The sequence below is a fragment of the Desulfocapsa sulfexigens DSM 10523 genome (genome assembly GCF_000341395.1).
Lineage (GTDB): Bacteria > Desulfobacterota > Desulfobulbia > Desulfobulbales > Desulfocapsaceae > Desulfocapsa > Desulfocapsa sulfexigens.
Genome location: NC_020304.1, coordinates 96,984 through 112,484 on the forward strand (window position 1 = coordinate 96,984; position 15,501 = coordinate 112,484).

A 15,501-nucleotide genomic window follows, 5' to 3' on the forward strand; every position below is an offset into this window, starting at 1 on the left:
CATGAATGATACTTTTTTAAAGGCTTGCAGAGGCGAGAAAACTGACTACACCCCTATCTGGATAATGCGCCAGGCCGGACGTTACCTGCCAGAATACCAGAAGGTACGAGGCAAGGTCACCTTTCTTGAGTTATGCAAAACTCCGGAACTGTGTGTAGAAGTCACCCTGCAGCCCATCGATATTTTAAATGTTGATGCTGCGATCCTCTTCTCTGACATCCTCATTCCTCTGGAAGCTATGGGAACACCGCTGGAGTTTCACGAGGGCCGAGGGCCGGTATTCCCAGAACCGATTAAAAACCAGGCTGACCTCGACAAATTAAGAGTACCGGATCCACACGAACACACGGGCTTTGTCATGGACACCATCGGTCTTCTGCGCAAAGAACTGAATGTGCCGCTTATCGGCTTTTCCGGAGCACCCTTCACCTGTGCCACCTATATGATAGAGGGTGGGTCATCGAAAGTCTTCTGGGAAACAAAGAAAATGATGTTCACCAATCCAGAACTTTTTCACAATATAATGAGAAAGATCACCGATACAACAACCCTCTACCTGAAAGCTCAAGCCAAGGCAGGTGCCCAGGCTCTGCAGATTTTCGATTCATGGGCCGGCGTCCTGGCGCCCTGCGATTTCGAGGCCTTTGCACTTCCCTATGTTCAGGAAATTATTCGTGACTTGCAGGATACCGGACTTCCCATTATCTACTTTGCCAACAACGGAGCAACCCTTCTCGAACTGTCTGAATCCTCAGGTGCCAACGTACTCGGCCTCGATTGGCGTATCAATATTGGCGATGCGATAAAGCGCCTTGGAAACGTGGCCGTTCAGGGGAACCTTGACCCATTTTCTCTCTTGCTGCCAAAGGACGAGCTGAAAAAACGTATCGGACGAATTCTTGATGATGCAAAAGATGCCAAGGGCCATATTTTTAATCTTGGCCATGGTATTCACCAGTTCACGCCGCCTGAGCAGGCTAAAGCTGCCGTGGAATTTGTCCATGAACTGAGCCAGAAATAACACTTCACTAAATCTGCAAAGTGTCAGTTCCAACAATCCAACACTGCTACTCGCTTATGAACGAGTATGCCATGCTTGATAACATCCGGGCCCATTCTGTCATGGTGGCCCGGGTGGCATCTGCTCTCCTCCAGAACCTCACGGAGACCTCAGAACAAAAGCCACACCTGCCATCCAGAGGACTTGTACTTGCTGGGGCCCTGCTTCATGATATAGCGAAAACCCCCTGTCTGAAGAACCGCTGTGATCACGCAAGACATGGACGAGATATTTGTCTGAAACTTGGCTATCCGGAAGTTGCAGAAGTGGTCCGAGAACATGTCATTCTCACCGAATTTTCCCAAAAGCGGTACCAAAAGGGTGTCTTTTATGCGAAGGAAATAGTCTACTATGCAGACAAGCGGGTACGCCATGATGAGATAGTCTCTCTTGAGGAACGACTCGAATATATCCTGGAACAATACGGAAACAACGATCCCGATCGTCACCGATTAATAAGAGAAAATTTCGCCCAATGCCAGCAACTTGAAAATGCTCTTTTTTCATCTTTGAAAATAACAGCTGCTGATATCCCGGCTTCAATCGCCACCATTCAGCTCACAACCTGAGACTGAACACGCACCATTAGAGCAAATCAATACCATGAACAGTATGATAAACCCTTCAGTCCTCACCGTTTTTATTCCGACCTTCTTTTTTGTCTCTGCCACCCCGGGAATGTGCATGACCCTCTCAATGACCCTGGGGATGACCATTGGCGTCCGCCGCACCTTTTGGATGATGTGGGGTGAGCTGCTTGGCGTCGGTCTTGTGTCCCTGGCAGCTGTAGCCGGAGTAGCGGCCCTTATGCTCAACTATCCCGCTGCTTTTCTGGTGCTGAAATATATCGGTGGTGCTTATCTTGGATATCTTGGAATTCAAATGTGGCGTTCAAAGGGGAAAATGGCTCTCTGTGAAGAGAACGAAACAACTATCAAACTCAGTGCAAGGGGGCTGGCACTCCAGGGCTTCGTTACAGCCATCGCCAACCCCAAAGGCTGGGCTTTCATGATCTCCCTTTTGCCACCATTTATAGATCCACTGCAGTCACTTGCCCCGCAGGTAACCATTCTGCTCCTTATTATTCTCACCATCGAATTCTGCTGCCTTATAAGCTACGCAGCCGGAGGAAGGACACTTCGAAATGTGCTGCGGCAAAAAAGTACTCTCAAAACGATGAACAGGATAGCGGGTACTCTGATGATCGGAGTTGGTATTTGGCTGGCCGCTGGATAACCTGTTATACATTTTAAGATCTGACCGCTATTTGCCTGTCTCTTCCATACTCAACAACAGCAACACCTATTGGAATAAGTAAAAGCAACAGCAGTCCCAGTACCAGCCAACTCCAACCACCCTGCTTATAAACAAACCCCGAACCGGTAATGCCGAGCCAGCCACCAAGATAATAAAACATCACATACAGGGCATTGGCACGTCCCTGACCACTCCGAAGTTTACGATTAAGGGAACCAACTGCAGCAGCGTGGATGGTGAAAAAACCACCACAAACTCCAAGAAGTCCTACAATAACCGCTGGAAGAAAGGGTAAAAGAATAAGAAGCAGGGCCCCCCCTAAAAAGCCACTTCCCAGAAGCAGGGTCTGTCCACTACCAAAACGATTACTCAACCTGCCAGATATGGGGCCGATAAAAATCCCCACGACATACACAAGATAGAGCAGAGTGATGCTCTCTGTGGAAAAAGCAAAAGGATCAGCAATCAATCGATATGGCAGGTAGTTGAAAACAGAAGAGAAGATAGCAAAACTCCCCATGGCGCAGAAGTACATCCGCAATAAGTCCCACCGCTTTAACAGCTCGATAAAGCCTGTCAGATCCGGCTGTTTTCCTTCTCTGGAAGTAGCCCTGGGCAGACCACGTACTGCAACGACAGTAGCAACAAGCGTGAGGAGTGCTGCAGAAACAAAGGCATAGCGCCAATGTAGTGGTGGATGAATCCATCCACCCAATAGGCGACCGGATAACCCTCCAAGCACCGTTGCAGATACATAGGAGCCCATCACAACGCTCAGCCGTTCAAGGGGGAGAGTCTTCGCCAAATATGCCGCAAGGCAGGTTGTCAGACACGGAATAAAAAGCCCCTGGAGAAAACGGCCTCCCAAAAAAAACCAGAAATTTTCAGTAAATGAACAGAGCAGTCCACCAAGAACAACCATTAAACCGCCATTCAGGATAATAGGCTGGATCGCAACTCGATCAACCAAAACCCCAAAGGGGAGATTGGAAAGGGCTATACCCAGAATAACAGCAGAGACACTGAAAGAGACCAGCACCATATCAACCGAGAACTCATTCTGAAGAACAGGCAGTACCGGCTGAGTGATGTAAACATTGGTAAATGAAGCTGAAACCAGTGCAAAAACAATACACTGAAGACGAAATGAGCTATGCTGTTCCGCTTTCAATCTGCTATAATTCCTCAAGGTATATTTGTAAATTCCGGAGACCTGCTGCTTTTCCAGGCTTCCTTTGTAGAATTAATGATTAGTGTTGAAGCAAACACATCAACTATTCGTACTGGCGACACCTCTGTAAGTTATACAAACCATTGAGCTGTCTGAACTTTTGAAGCAACATCTGCCCGAGAACATCACATGGAAAAAGTAACGACCTTCACCCCTTATGAATTCATTGTTGGCGAGAAGATACATATCAGCGGAGGCCCCCGCCGGGGTGACTGGCTGGTCACGGGAGTGGGCTCAAAAGGTGTCACCCTTCAGTGTCCGATCAGTAAAAAAGAATTTATCTGGAAAAATTTTTGCTATCTGAGCAGCAAAGAGTCTCAGGTCTGGCCAATGACAACCGGGCAGTGAGGATACGTTCCCCAACACCTTGCCTGCTAAATCGAACCAGAGAATACCATCCGAAAAGCCAGCAGCAGCAACAGAATTCCAAACACCTTCTCCAACAGAGCAGCCCTGCTGCGCAGCACACTAAGAACTTTAGAATGTGACAGAACAAGCACTACGAGCAGATACCAGCCAGCATCTATAAAGGCCGCTGTTAACGCCATAATTATCTTCTCGGGCAACAGAGCCTGAGCAGAGACAAACTGGCTGAAAAGTGCTGCAAAAAAGATAGCAAGCTTTGGGTTAAGAAAAGCAGTAAGAAAACCGGAACGGAGACCATTACCTCTATAGCAGGCACCTGTGTCTGTTTGAGCAGCATCAGACAGTCCTGTAGAGCCAGCAATCGCACGAATCCCAAGATAGGCAAGAAACAGGGCACCCAACCACTGAATGACAGTAAACGCCAAAGGACTGCCAATAATGAGGACAGCCAGACCTGCCACGGTGGCAAAGGCATAGAGGCCAACCCCGAACCCATGAGCCAGTGCTGTTTTTACGCCCTCTGCACGTCCACCTGCCAGGGTGTTTTTCAAAACAACCGCCAGGCTTGGGCCAGGCGACATAGCTCCAAGGATGCAGATAGTTGCCAGTGAAAACCAGGCTGCAAATGTCATGGCTTTTCCTTCTCACATGGGGCCGCTGATACCACAGACAACGACTTCATTGTTTCTTCCTGACTACTTCCAAAAGCTCCCTGGAGATTTGGCCATCCACCTGCAGGCCATGCCTTTGCTGAAATGCCCTAATTGCCTTTCTGCTGTTATCTCCAATTTGCCCGTCTACTCCACCGACATAGAAGCCTTTCCTCTTCAACAGCTCCTGCAGCTCAAATTTCTCATCAACGGAGAGAGAGCCCTCCGGTCTGGGCCAGGCCTGTGCCATTTTTTTTCTGCCCGCCAGTTGATCTGCCAGTAATCCCACAGCCAGGGCATAGAAATCGGAATTATTATAACGCTTCAACACGAAAAAGTTTCGAAGCATAAGGAAACCAGGGCCATTATCCCCCGCGATCATCAGTAACTCAGCTTTATCCTCCAGCCCCTCAAAAGGAGTACCATCAGGACGTTTAAAACCTAATTTCTGCCACTGAGCCAGAGTTTTTGTTTTTCCTTTAAGCTGGGCACCCCGAACAGGAACAACAACTTCGTAGCCCCAGGGTTTTCCGGTGCGCCATTTATTGGAACGAAGCAGATTGGCTGCAGTTGCCAGTGCATCGGGAATGGAATTCCAGATATCTCGGCGGCCATTCCCATCCATATCCACTCCATAAGCAAGAAAGCTGGTGGGAATAAATTGGGTATGCCCCATGGCTCCGGCCCAGGAACCAGTCAGCTGATCAAGGCTGACCTCTCCTGCCTGAACTATTTCGAGAGTCGCAATCAACTGGGAGCGGGCAAATTTCTGCCGCCGTTTATCGGCGTAGGCAAGCGTTGCAAGCGCTCGCGGAATATAATAGAGTCGGGAGCTACGCAGAAGAGCAGCACCATAGCTGGTTTCCATGGACCAGATGGCTAATATCACCGGAGCTTCCACTCCGAATTTCTCCTCAACCTGTTGCAGGAGCTCTCCATACACCCCTGCCATGATGCGCCCATCATCAACGGATCTTGGATTCACACGAGCATCGAGGTAGTCCCATATTTCTGTGGTAAATTCAGGTTGATATGCAGCTTTTTCAAGTATGGTTGCATCCGGTGCTGTGACACCGGCAAAGGCACGCTTATAGGTATCCTGGGTAATCCCCTTTTTTGCCGCTTCTAAATAGAAAGAATCGAGAAATTCCGTAAAAGACTGGTGCTCAATGGGCACCGCAACTGCCATCCCTGTTAAACTGCCAAGAAGGCAGCAACAGAGAAGACAAGCAGTGATGAGTAATCTCCTCAAGCTACCTTTCCTACTCCAAACCCCTGTTACTGAAATAGTGTTTTGCGACTGCATATACTCTTTTTCCAGATATAGTATTTTTTATCATTCAACCTGTTGCCTGAACACCATAGCCATGACTCGCAGATTGGACAATAAAAAACAGTACCTACCTCAACTCCTGGTGCCTGAAACAATCAGTTGTATGATCGTTTACCATACCGATGGCCTGCATAAATGCATAACAAATGGTTCCCCCGACAAACGTAAAACCTCGTTGTTTAAGCTCCTTACAAAGCAAATCAGACAGAGGGGTTGAAGGAGGGATGTCAACAAGTCTCTTCCAGTTGTTTTGAATAACCTTTCCGTCCACCAAACTCCAGAGAAGCTCATCCAGGGTCTCGCCCTTTTCCAGCATTGCAAGATAACACCTGGCGTTATTGACAAAAGCATTCACTTTCAGCTTGTTACGGACAATGCCTGTATCCTGGAGCAATGTACTGATTTTTGTGTCATTATAGAGAGCAATTTTTTCAGCATCAAAATAATCAAACGCCTGGCGGTAATTCTCTCTCTTCTTTAGAATGGTTATCCAGCTCAGACCTGCTTGAGCACCTTCCAGGCATAAAAATTCAAACAGCTCACGCTCATTATGCAGTGGGACCCCCCACTCCTTATCATGATACTCCTGGTACAGTGAATTATCAGTGCACCAGCCACATCTTTTCTTCATCTTTCTTCACTCCTTTGAACCTTATCCCCTGCATCAATAAAACGATGAGTACGAAAACCGCCAGCAATTCCTCACATGATACGTTATTATAGCACTATGGAGCATTCCGGTTACGGCCGAATCATCGAGCATACCATTTATAGAAGATTACAGCCCACTGCTACTCTATTACGGAATCGAAAACCCTATAAAAACGAAAAGACCATGACTACATTCTATCAGCAGTTCCAGTCCCCCGCAGGCCTGATCCATATCGTCGCAAACGACACTCATTTAAAGGCCATCACCTTTAGCTCCAGTTGGGAGCAGGTGCAAAAATCGGTGAGTGATATTAAAAATGAAAGCAATGCAATTACAGACAACACACGCATCCAGCTTCTGGAATACTTTGCCGGAACACGTAGGGATTTTGATTTACCCATAGCACTGCATGGAACGGAATTTCAAAAACGAGCCTGGCATGCTCTTCTCACCATTCCCTACGGAGAAACCCGCTCCTATTCTGAGCAAGCAATACTTATCGGGAATCCCAATGCGGTAAGGGCAGTTGGCAGAACCAACGGTCTGAATCCCATTGGCATCGTTGTCCCTTGTCATCGGGTAATTGGCAAATCCGGAAAATTAACGGGTTATGCGGCCGGGCTTGAAGTGAAGAGGTTCCTGTTGAATCTGGAAAGAGCCAGGTAACCCTCAGCCACTGCATACAATTTATACACCCATAGCATATTCGTGTATATTTTCTATGCACCTCCGTCAGTACTACAACAGGAACGCAAAGCCAAAGCCATTACATTCTACAGAAAATCCAGAGTCTTACACAACACATAAGTTTCTGGCACACCCTTTGCTGTAGGTAGGGTACAGAAATTGTGACATTCATAATTTTCTTCTCCCTCCCCAAACCCTTCCAGGATTATCTGGAGGGGTTTTTTTCTTTTTCTCACCAAGCCCATCACTATCATTTCAGCTGAAAAACAAGAAGGTCTTTTATTCTAAAAATGCCAGGCGAAGCCCCAGAGATACAAACAGGACACCCACAAGAGACTTAAGGAAGATAGGAAGAACAGAGATAGATTGAAGCCTTTTAGCCAGGGCAGATGTGAAAAGAGCAAAAAGGACATTTACCACCGTTCCGTTCACATTAAAGACCACACCAAGAAAGAGAAAAGTCAAGGCAGGATGGGTGGCAGTGGGCGAGACAAACTGCGGAAGAAGAGCCATAAAGAAAAGAGCCACCTTGGGGTTCAGAATATTTATAAGTACCGCCTGTCTGAATATCTTTGGCAGTGAAAGCATTGCCATCACCCGATTTTCTGATTGTTTTTGACCCTTCAGCGTAAGAAAGGTGCCTATCCCCAGATACAACAAATAGGCAGCACCCAGATATTTAACCACAGTAAAGGCAAGTGAAGAAGACACCAGAATCATGGAGAGGCCAAGGGCTGCTGCCACGACATGAAAAACACAACCGGCACCAATGCCAAGTGCCGCTATAACACCAGCCTTCCGGCCCTGAACAGCACTGCGATTTGTAATATAGAGAAGATCAGCACCGGGAGTAATATTCAACAGCAATCCGGCAACAACAAAAAGCCATAGATCTGTTACACCGAAAAATGACATAATTCCCTGGTTCCTTCTACTGACGACGGCTTATCGTTTTTCCAGCAATTGTTTTTCAACAGCAGGGCCCACCTTTTTCCAGTCAACACAGGGCTTATTAAAGGTAGGAGGATGAATCAGCGGGCAGCCAAAGGCAGCATCATCAACATAGAGTTGACCATAGGCCTTGGGACTGCTTGTCCATGATACCTGATCTGGGTTATGATTTATCCCAAACAGTGGAATATCATTTTTTGTAAAATAGTCGACGGCATCCTGGAGGAGATCCCGGCCGCCATCACCATCGGAACGCATGGTGAACAAAATCAGTCTGGCACCAAGTTCAGCCCAGCGCTGCAGCCATTCAACAGCCAGAGGAACCGGGTCACCAATATAGGGATAACGATGATCGACTACGGTTCCATCAAAATCTACACAGATATACATTGAAAACCTTTTCGGGATGCGTTCACAATGACACCCTATTTCCAGAGTTGAAAGAGTTCCTGAATTCCTTTTTCAGCAAGAGCGGTCATGGCCATAAAGGATTCCGGACTGAAGGGTGTGCCTTCTGCGGTTGACTGGATTTCAATCCAGCGCCCATCCCCGCTCATGACAAAATTTGCATCCACCTCGGCGCTGGAATCTTCAGAATAATCAAGATCAAGACAGGCCTCACCATCGATAATACCAACTGAAATTGCGGCAACAGGAAGAATCTTAGGCATTTCAGCGAGTTTTCCACCTACTACAAGCTTCTGCAATACATGGCGTAATGCAAGCGCCCCACCGGTAATTGATGCGGTACGGGTTCCACCATCCGCGTTTAACACATCACAATCAACTCGCAGGGTTCGCTCTCCGATGGCATTGAGATCAACCATCATTCGCAGGCTGCGTCCGATAAGTCGCTGGATTTCATAGGTTCTGCCGGATCGTCCACCAATTTCACGCCTGTAACGTGAGTTTGTGGCACAGGGCAGCATTCCATATTCCGCAGTAATCCAACCCTTCCCGCTATCCTTTAAAAATGGTGGGACTTTTTCTTCAACACTTATTCCGCAGATCACATGGGTTCCCCCCATGCGAATCAGCAAGGAGGCATCCGCTCCCGGCTGAAAATCCCATACAAGTGACACATCCCGCAGACTGTCCGGTGCCCGGTTTTGAAAACGACTCATATCTCTCTCTTATCAATGACCCGCTGGCCTTTGCCTTCAAAGCGTTCAAGAGTCTTTTCTTCAACAAGTTTTACCGCAACACCAATGCCGAGTTCTGAGTTGAGCTGCTTTCTGATGGTATCGATCAACTCGCGCTGTTTACTCATCTGGTCAGAAAAGAGGGATTCCTTCACTTCCACCATCACCGTAGCTCTGTCCTGATGATTCTCACGCTCGACAATGATCCGGTAGTGAGGCTCGGTTCCATCAATATTAAACAAAACCGATTCTATCTGTGTGGGAAAAACATTAACACCTTTGATAATCAGCATATCGTCAGTACGGCCAAGAATCCGGTGCATCCGTTTAAAGGTACGGCCACAGGGGCAGGGTTCAGGGAGGAACCGGGTAAGGTCACGGGTTCTATACCGAATCATGGGAAAGGCTTCTTTAGTGAGTGTGGTAATAACAAGCTCCCCCACCTCACCTGGCTCAACTGGCTCCAGGGTTTCCGGATCAAGAATCTCAACATAAAAATGATCTTCATTAATATGAAGACCATTACATTCGCGGCACTCCCCGGCCACTCCGGGGCCCATGACCTCTGAGAGTCCATAGTTATCTGTCGCCTGAATACCCAGTTTTTCATTGATCTCCTGGCGCATGGCCTCGGACCAGGGTTCAGCCCCGAAAAGTCCAAATTTCAAAGAAAGGCCTGCCGGATTAATACCCATATCAAAGAGCACATCGGCAATATTCAAAGCATAGGACGGTGTGCAGACAAGGGCCGTGGTCTTGAAATCCTGCATAATCTGAATCTGGCGTTTGGTGTTTCCTGCAGAAATCGGAATAACGGAAGCCCCGAGACGTTCAGCGCCATAATGAAGGCCAAAACCGCCGGTAAACAGTCCGTAACCAAAAGCGATCTGAATCACGTCATCAGCAGTAAGTCCCGCTGCACACAAGATACGGGCAACAAGGTCGGACCAGTTTCTGATATCATTCTTCGTATAACCGACCACCGTGGCCTGCCCGGTAGTACCGGACGATGAATGGAGACGAACCACCTCACGCAGGGGAACTGCAAAAAGCCCATAGGGATAACTGTCCCGCAAATCCTGCTTTAGGGTAAAGGGCAGCTTCCGGATATCATCGAGCGAATTGAAGCCTTCGTAATCAAGCTTCATCTCGCTGAATTTCTGCCGATAGAATGGCACATGAGTCCCTACCCGATTGAGAGTGGACTGGAGACGTTCAAACTGAAGCTGCTCCAGCTCACCACGGTTCATACATTCTTTATCTTCTTGCCAGTACATAGTTTTTTTCAATGGTTTGATTAGTCTTTAACTTCTGACAACTCACTTTTCTCTGCCAAGATATGCCCTTTGTACATCTTTGTTCGCAAGGAGGTCTTCAGCAGGCCCCTGAACAATGATCTTTCCGGTTTCCAGTACATAGCCCCTGTCGGCAATCCCCAGTGCCGCTTTTGCGTTCTGTTCCACCAGGAGAACGGTATTCCCTTCATCCCGCAGACGAACAATAATCTGAAAAATTTCTTTTACTATAAGCGGTGCAAGTCCAGTGGAAGGTTCGTCCATCATGACCAGGGAGGGTTTTGACATCAGAGCACGGCCCATGGCGAGCATCTGCTGCTCTCCACCGGATAATGTCCCTGCAAGCTGATCTTTTCGATCGCGAAGAATGGGAAAGAGTTCATACTGATGTTCCAGAAGTGCGGTCAACACCTTTCTGCCCTGTTTCTGAACAGCATGCCCGCCAAGCAAAAGGTTTTCTTCAACCGTCATGGCAGCAAAAACCTGTCTTCCCTCCGGTACCATGACGCAACCAAGACCAGGAATAGCGGAAGCCTTTATCTTAAGGATATTATTACTCTTAAACTCTGCCTCGCCGGAATTCGCCCTGACCAGCCCTGCAATGGTTGACAACAGGGTTGTTTTTCCGGCACCGTTAGCCCCTAGAATGGTAACAATCTCACCGGGATCCACATGCATGGAAACATTCTTCAGTACTTTAATTTTTCCATATCCGGACACCAGGTTTCGTATTCTCAGCATGGTCTACTCTTCCCCCAGATAGATTTTTATCACTTCGGGGTCCTGCTGAATATTTTTGGGAATATCTTCTGCAATCTTTTCACCAAAACAGAGTACCACAATTTCATCCGAGATATCCATGACCAGAGACATATCATGCTCTACCAGAAGAACGGTGATACCGAGATCCCGGATTTTCATGATAAGGCGCCCAACTTCAGCAGTCTCATAGATATTGAGGCCAGCAGCCGGTTCATCAAGCAGGAGCAGAGAGGGTTCAAGGGCAAGGGCACGTGCCAGCTCAACGGCACGCTGCTGCCCAAAAGCCAGACTTGAGGCTTCGGTATGGGCATATTTTTCAATTTCAAGTAAGGCAAGGAGTTCAAGGGACTTTTCTCGTATATCCCGCTCTTCCTTCCAGGTCCACGGCATCCTGAACATGGAAGCGAAAAAACCGGCATGTGACTGAATATGACGACCAACCATAACATTTTCCAGAGCTGTCATCCCGCTGAACATCTTAATATTCTGAAATGTTCTCGCCATACCAAGTGATGCTATCTGAAAAGGTTTTTTTCTTTTGAGTTTGCGTCCCTGAAAAGATACTGATCCTGAACTCGCAGGAAAGGTGCCGGATATCATGTTAAAAAGCGTTGTTTTGCCGGCACCATTGGGTCCGATCACCGCCTTGATCTGTCCCGGTTCCACATGAAAAGAAACATCATTGACGGCAAGGAGGCCACCAAAACGTTTGCTCAGCTTATTAACTTCCAAGAGTGCCATCTCTACACCTCCTCTTCCCTGTCCTGTTTTCCCCGGTTGACCAGCTGCTTCAAACGATGGCGGATATTCAGGCTTAAGATTCCGTTGGGCGCAAAGAGCATGATCAGAATCAGAATCAGACCAAAGACAGCATCATCGTAGGAGCCAAAAACACCGCGAAGGGAGAGGAAGTTAAGCACTATACCCATCAACAGTGCCCCCCACAAATGAGCCATTCCGCCAACGGCAACTATGGCGACATAGCGGACGGACTTCATGACCCCGGCCTCGGATGGCCCTATCCCCCCATTGTAATGGGTGAGAAATACTCCGGCAACAGCAGCAAAAACAGCAGAGAGAACAAAGGTCTGTAATTTGAAACGGGAAGTGTTAACACCCATGGCATCGGCTGCCTCACCGGAGCCATGAATGCCGCGCAGCGCTCTGCCAACCCGGGAATCAATAAGGTTAAGGAGAAGCACCATACCGACAAGAAGCAGTCCCCAGGCAATATAATAGTTAGCAACCCTGTCACTGAAATTACCACTGACACTCAAACCGGGGATAAGTACAAAGGCAGGAACCTCTGAGATGCCATCGGCTTCACCAAAATACTCAAGCGCCAGCACTACCCGATAGATAATAATGCCAAATCCAAGCGTTGCCATGGCCAGATAATGCCCTTTGAGCTTCAGGACGGGAATACCAATTATAACCGCAATAATAGCAGCAGTGCTGACGGCAACAATACATGCAGCCCAGGGAGAAACCACCAGCAGTGTTCCACCATAGAGATCCTGACCCGACATAAGCATCCCGGCAGAATTCAAAAAAACAACCAGAGCCGAGTCTTTATATGGAACAAGACTGTGGGTAGTGAGGGCTGCAGATATATAACCGCCAATGGCGAAGAAGCCGGCATGACCAAGAGATATCTGCCCGGCGTACCCCATAAGGACACAAAGTCCGATGATAAGCAGTGAATAGTAGGCTGACATGGTCATCTGGGTCAGATAGAACATGGTGTCGGTGGCACTGGTCAAAAAATGAATGCCAATAACCAGAGCAAGCAGTGGCAAAACCGATAGCAGCTTTTTCATAATATCAAAACTCCGACAGTCCGGCTGCCTCTTTCGAACCAAACAACCCCTGGGGCCGTACAAAGAGAATGGTCAGAAGAATGGCAATGGAAATCGCATCCTGAAAAGCAAGCGGTACAACGGAAACAGAAAACGCCTCAATAACACCAAGGAGCAACCCTGCAGCAACTGCACCGCCCGAACTGCCGAGACCACCCAGGATGGCCACGGTAAAGCCCTTGATGGCAAGACCGGTTCCCATGTCATATTGACTGTAGGTGATAGGAGACATCACGCAACCGGCTAATGCTCCGATACCTGCACTCAGAATAAAAGAAAGGGTCACCATATTCTGGGTATTGATTCCGCAGAGTGTAGCCGCCTTACGATTGGAAGCACAGGCCCGCATTTCTCTACCCACTGAGGTGGTTTTAAAAAAGATACCAAGACCAATCACCATAAGTCCCGAGGCTGCGACAACCCACAGGACCTGTGGGGAAATATGAGCACCGAATATCACAAATGAAGTAATTTCATTGCCAAAAAAATATGGCAGTGAACGGATGGACTCACCCCATACGTGAACCCCGACCTCACGGGAGAGAATGGAGATACCGATGGTAATAATAATCATACGGAGGACAGAAGGAGACTTCAGCCAGCGGATAAAACAGATTTCTATCATTGCCCCGATAAGCATGGTTATAAGAACCGCTACGATGATTGCCATGGGCAGGGGCATAAACTGGAGGAGGCTGATTGCAATCATCCCTCCGAACATGACAAATTCACCCTGGGCAAAATTAATAATACCCGTAGTGTTATAAATAATATTAAACCCAATGGCGACAATGGCATAAATGGAGCCATAGGTAATACCTGCCATCAGGTATTGAATAAAAAGTTCAGTGGTCATGAGAAAACAGGGTAAGCAATCACAGACACAGTAATTCAGCACCAGAACGATGCCAGAAAATACTACTGTTCCTGTGATTGCTTACAACTTTGGCATGTGTTTATTTCAGATTTCAACCCGGCGTAACAAACAAAACCGGACTGAAAAAAAATCATCCAGTCCGGCTGCTCTACACTATCAAAGCCCCTGGATTACTTCCCAGTATAGGCAACAAACTTTCCGTCCTTAACAGTCAGCATCTGGAAAGCATCTATATCAAGACCATTATGATCTTCAGCGGAGAAGTTGAAAACACCACCGGTTCCAGCAAATCCCTTAAGGTTCTCAATTGCATCACGCACCTTATCCCGGTCATTACCGCCTTCGGCGATAGCTGCGGCAAGGATCGTGATAGCGTCATAGCCATGACCACCGAAGGTGGATGCAGGCTCGTTGAACTTTGCCTCATAATTTTTCTTATATTCCATCAGAAGTGCTTTCTGTGGATTATCATCGGCAAGACTCTCAGCAATGAGAAGGCGTCCCGCAGGGAAGATAATTCCCTCAGCAGCAGCACCAGCAGCCTGTACATATTTAATATTTCCAAAGCCATGACTCTGAAACAGAGGTACTTCCCAACCAGCCTGACGCATGTTCTTGGCAACAATGGCCTGAGCTGGAACGATAGACCAGTTCACAACCGCCTGGACATCCTTGTTGGCTTTAATTTTGGCAACTACAGCAGAAAGATCGTTGGATTTTTTGTCATAAACCTCAACTTCAACGACTTCAATACCAAATTCTGGAGCAATAGCTAAAAGCTGTCCCTTTCCAGCCTGTCCAAAACCAGTATTTCCAGCAAGAACCGCGATCTTTGAAATGCCTAATTTGTTCATCTCCATAAAGATCTTTTTAGCAGCAAAAGAATCTTTCTGGGGAGTTTTGAAAACATAGGAGGCAACGGGGTCAACAATAACCTCGGCAGCACCACAGGAAAGCAGTGGAGTTTTTGCTTCCTGACAGATGTTTTTTATTTTCATGGTCTCGCCGGAAGTGGAAGGTCCGATAATTGCCAGGACCTTTTCTTCTTCAATCAGCTGTTTGGCAAAAGAAATTGCTTTTTCAGGACTTCCCGCTGAATCCTTAATGATCAGTTCAATTGTGTTACCGTTGATTCCGCCTTTGGCATTGATATCTTCAACCATCATTTCCAGGCTGCGAGCCTCAGGGCCTCCAAGGAAAGAAGCGCCACCGGTAACAGCAAGAATAGCTCCGACTTTGATATTCTCAGCAAGAGCAGGCGCCACACATAAAGCGACGGCCACAACTGCCATGAGAAGTTTTGATGCAAATTTTTTCATCTTTTCCCCCAATTAAATAATGTACGACAGTGCCTTGTTGCAACTGCCACCAAACTACCG

18 protein-coding genes are annotated in these 15,501 nt (G+C 47.5%); 5 read left to right on the forward strand and 13 right to left on the reverse strand.

Annotated elements, in window-relative coordinates; genetic code table 11:
* Position 1: 1 nt before the first annotated feature.
* The 3 genes from hemE (at position 2) to UWK_RS00395 (ending at position 2,296) form a co-directional block, all read left to right on the forward strand.
* Positions 2-1,021, forward strand: coding sequence for a uroporphyrinogen decarboxylase (gene hemE / locus UWK_RS00385; RefSeq protein ID WP_015402362.1), 1,020 nt, complete (start codon positions 2-4; stop codon positions 1,019-1,021).
* Positions 1,022-1,092: 71 nt separating this feature from the next.
* Positions 1,093-1,629: an HD domain-containing protein gene (locus UWK_RS00390; RefSeq protein WP_015402363.1), complete on the forward strand. Its 537-nt coding sequence runs from the start codon at positions 1,093-1,095 to the stop codon at positions 1,627-1,629.
* Between the two features lie 34 nt (positions 1,630-1,663).
* Positions 1,664-2,296, forward strand: coding sequence for a LysE family translocator (locus UWK_RS00395; RefSeq protein WP_015402364.1), 633 nt, complete (start codon positions 1,664-1,666; stop codon positions 2,294-2,296).
* A gap of 13 nt (positions 2,297-2,309) precedes the next feature.
* On the opposite strand, the gene UWK_RS00400 is transcribed toward UWK_RS00395, so the two are convergent.
* Positions 2,310-3,488 (reverse strand): MFS transporter, encoded by a 1,179-nt coding sequence (locus tag UWK_RS00400; protein ID WP_015402365.1) that lies wholly within the window; start codon positions 3,486-3,488, stop codon positions 2,310-2,312.
* A 189-nt stretch (positions 3,489-3,677) separates the two neighbouring features.
* Here UWK_RS00400 and UWK_RS00405 point away from each other — a divergent pair, with 189 nt between their 5' ends.
* Positions 3,678-3,896: a hypothetical protein gene (locus UWK_RS00405; protein WP_015402366.1), complete on the forward strand. Its 219-nt coding sequence runs from the start codon at positions 3,678-3,680 to the stop codon at positions 3,894-3,896.
* Between the two features lie 26 nt (positions 3,897-3,922).
* Here the strand turns inward: UWK_RS00405 and UWK_RS00410 are convergent, their stop codons facing one another.
* From UWK_RS00410 to UWK_RS00420, 3 genes are all read right to left on the reverse strand, one after another.
* Positions 3,923-4,546 carry a LysE family translocator gene (locus tag UWK_RS00410; RefSeq protein WP_015402367.1) on the reverse strand — a complete coding sequence of 208 codons (624 nt, stop codon included), beginning with the start codon at positions 4,544-4,546 and terminating at the stop codon, positions 3,923-3,925.
* Between the two features lie 46 nt (positions 4,547-4,592).
* On the reverse strand, positions 4,593-5,753 hold the full coding sequence (locus tag UWK_RS19765; RefSeq protein WP_153304933.1) for a lytic murein transglycosylase: 1,161 nt from the start codon (positions 5,751-5,753) through the stop codon (positions 4,593-4,595).
* A gap of 211 nt (positions 5,754-5,964) precedes the next feature.
* Positions 5,965-6,528 carry a DNA-3-methyladenine glycosylase I gene (locus UWK_RS00420; protein WP_015402369.1) on the reverse strand — a complete coding sequence of 188 codons (564 nt, stop codon included), beginning with the start codon at positions 6,526-6,528 and terminating at the stop codon, positions 5,965-5,967.
* A 204-nt stretch (positions 6,529-6,732) separates the two neighbouring features.
* Here UWK_RS00420 and UWK_RS20015 point away from each other — a divergent pair, with 204 nt between their 5' ends.
* Positions 6,733-7,215, forward strand: coding sequence for a methylated-DNA--[protein]-cysteine S-methyltransferase (locus UWK_RS20015; RefSeq protein WP_041916491.1), 483 nt, complete (start codon positions 6,733-6,735; stop codon positions 7,213-7,215).
* A gap of 300 nt (positions 7,216-7,515) precedes the next feature.
* Here UWK_RS20015 and UWK_RS00430 read toward each other — a convergent pair whose 3' ends face one another.
* From UWK_RS00430 to UWK_RS00470, 9 genes are all read right to left on the reverse strand, one after another.
* Positions 7,516-8,151, reverse strand: coding sequence for a LysE family translocator (locus UWK_RS00430; RefSeq protein WP_015402371.1), 636 nt, complete (start codon positions 8,149-8,151; stop codon positions 7,516-7,518).
* Positions 8,152-8,181: 30 nt separating this feature from the next.
* Positions 8,182-8,577, reverse strand: coding sequence for a hypothetical protein (locus UWK_RS00435; RefSeq protein ID WP_015402372.1), 396 nt, complete (start codon positions 8,575-8,577; stop codon positions 8,182-8,184).
* A gap of 35 nt (positions 8,578-8,612) precedes the next feature.
* Positions 8,613-9,311, reverse strand: coding sequence for a ribonuclease PH (gene rph / locus UWK_RS00440; RefSeq protein ID WP_015402373.1), 699 nt, complete (start codon positions 9,309-9,311; stop codon positions 8,613-8,615).
* Positions 9,308-10,606 carry a phenylacetate--CoA ligase family protein gene (locus tag UWK_RS00445; RefSeq protein WP_015402374.1) on the reverse strand — a complete coding sequence of 433 codons (1,299 nt, stop codon included), beginning with the start codon at positions 10,604-10,606 and terminating at the stop codon, positions 9,308-9,310. Before UWK_RS00445 ends, rph begins: the two co-directional genes overlap by 4 nt.
* 42 nt (positions 10,607-10,648) lie before the next feature.
* Positions 10,649-11,365, reverse strand: coding sequence for an ABC transporter ATP-binding protein (locus UWK_RS00450; RefSeq protein ID WP_015402375.1), 717 nt, complete (start codon positions 11,363-11,365; stop codon positions 10,649-10,651).
* A gap of 3 nt (positions 11,366-11,368) precedes the next feature.
* Positions 11,369-12,127 (reverse strand): ABC transporter ATP-binding protein, encoded by a 759-nt coding sequence (locus tag UWK_RS00455; protein ID WP_015402376.1) that lies wholly within the window; start codon positions 12,125-12,127, stop codon positions 11,369-11,371.
* A gap of 2 nt (positions 12,128-12,129) precedes the next feature.
* Positions 12,130-13,206 (reverse strand): branched-chain amino acid ABC transporter permease, encoded by a 1,077-nt coding sequence (locus UWK_RS00460; protein WP_015402377.1) that lies wholly within the window; start codon positions 13,204-13,206, stop codon positions 12,130-12,132.
* 4 nt (positions 13,207-13,210) lie between these two features.
* Entirely contained in the window at positions 13,211-14,101 is an 891-nt protein-coding gene (locus tag UWK_RS00465) for a branched-chain amino acid ABC transporter permease (RefSeq protein ID WP_015402378.1), read from the reverse strand.
* Positions 14,102-14,292: 191 nt separating this feature from the next.
* Entirely contained in the window at positions 14,293-15,441 is a 1,149-nt protein-coding gene (locus UWK_RS00470; RefSeq protein ID WP_015402379.1) for an ABC transporter substrate-binding protein, read from the reverse strand.
* Positions 15,442-15,501 lie beyond the last annotated feature (60 nt).

Coding starts and splice junctions, on each gene's coding strand:
- hemE (WP_015402362.1), top strand. CDS start 2: ATGAATGATACTTTTTTAAAGGCTTGCAGAGGCGAGAAAACTGACTAC.
- UWK_RS00390 (WP_015402363.1), top strand. CDS start 1,093: ATGCTTGATAACATCCGGGCCCATTCTGTCATGGTGGCCCGGGTGGCA.
- UWK_RS00395 (WP_015402364.1), top strand. CDS start 1,664: ATGAACAGTATGATAAACCCTTCAGTCCTCACCGTTTTTATTCCGACC.
- UWK_RS00405 (WP_015402366.1), top strand. CDS start 3,678: ATGGAAAAAGTAACGACCTTCACCCCTTATGAATTCATTGTTGGCGAG.
- UWK_RS00410 (WP_015402367.1), bottom strand. CDS start 4,546: ATGACATTTGCAGCCTGGTTTTCACTGGCAACTATCTGCATCCTTGGA.
- UWK_RS19765 (WP_153304933.1), bottom strand. CDS start 5,753: ATGGCAGTTGCGGTGCCCATTGAGCACCAGTCTTTTACGGAATTTCTC.
- UWK_RS00420 (WP_015402369.1), bottom strand. CDS start 6,528: ATGAAGAAAAGATGTGGCTGGTGCACTGATAATTCACTGTACCAGGAG.
- UWK_RS20015 (WP_041916491.1), top strand. CDS start 6,733: ATGACTACATTCTATCAGCAGTTCCAGTCCCCCGCAGGCCTGATCCAT.
- UWK_RS00430 (WP_015402371.1), bottom strand. CDS start 8,151: ATGTCATTTTTCGGTGTAACAGATCTATGGCTTTTTGTTGTTGCCGGA.
- UWK_RS00435 (WP_015402372.1), bottom strand. CDS start 8,577: ATGTATATCTGTGTAGATTTTGATGGAACCGTAGTCGATCATCGTTAT.
- rph (WP_015402373.1), bottom strand. CDS start 9,311: ATGAGTCGTTTTCAAAACCGGGCACCGGACAGTCTGCGGGATGTGTCA.
- UWK_RS00445 (WP_015402374.1), bottom strand. CDS start 10,606: ATGTACTGGCAAGAAGATAAAGAATGTATGAACCGTGGTGAGCTGGAG.
- UWK_RS00450 (WP_015402375.1), bottom strand. CDS start 11,365: ATGCTGAGAATACGAAACCTGGTGTCCGGATATGGAAAAATTAAAGTA.
- UWK_RS00455 (WP_015402376.1), bottom strand. CDS start 12,127: ATGGCACTCTTGGAAGTTAATAAGCTGAGCAAACGTTTTGGTGGCCTC.
- UWK_RS00460 (WP_015402377.1), bottom strand. CDS start 13,206: ATGAAAAAGCTGCTATCGGTTTTGCCACTGCTTGCTCTGGTTATTGGC.
- UWK_RS00465 (WP_015402378.1), bottom strand. CDS start 14,101: ATGACCACTGAACTTTTTATTCAATACCTGATGGCAGGTATTACCTAT.
- UWK_RS00470 (WP_015402379.1), bottom strand. CDS start 15,441: ATGAAAAAATTTGCATCAAAACTTCTCATGGCAGTTGTGGCCGTCGCT.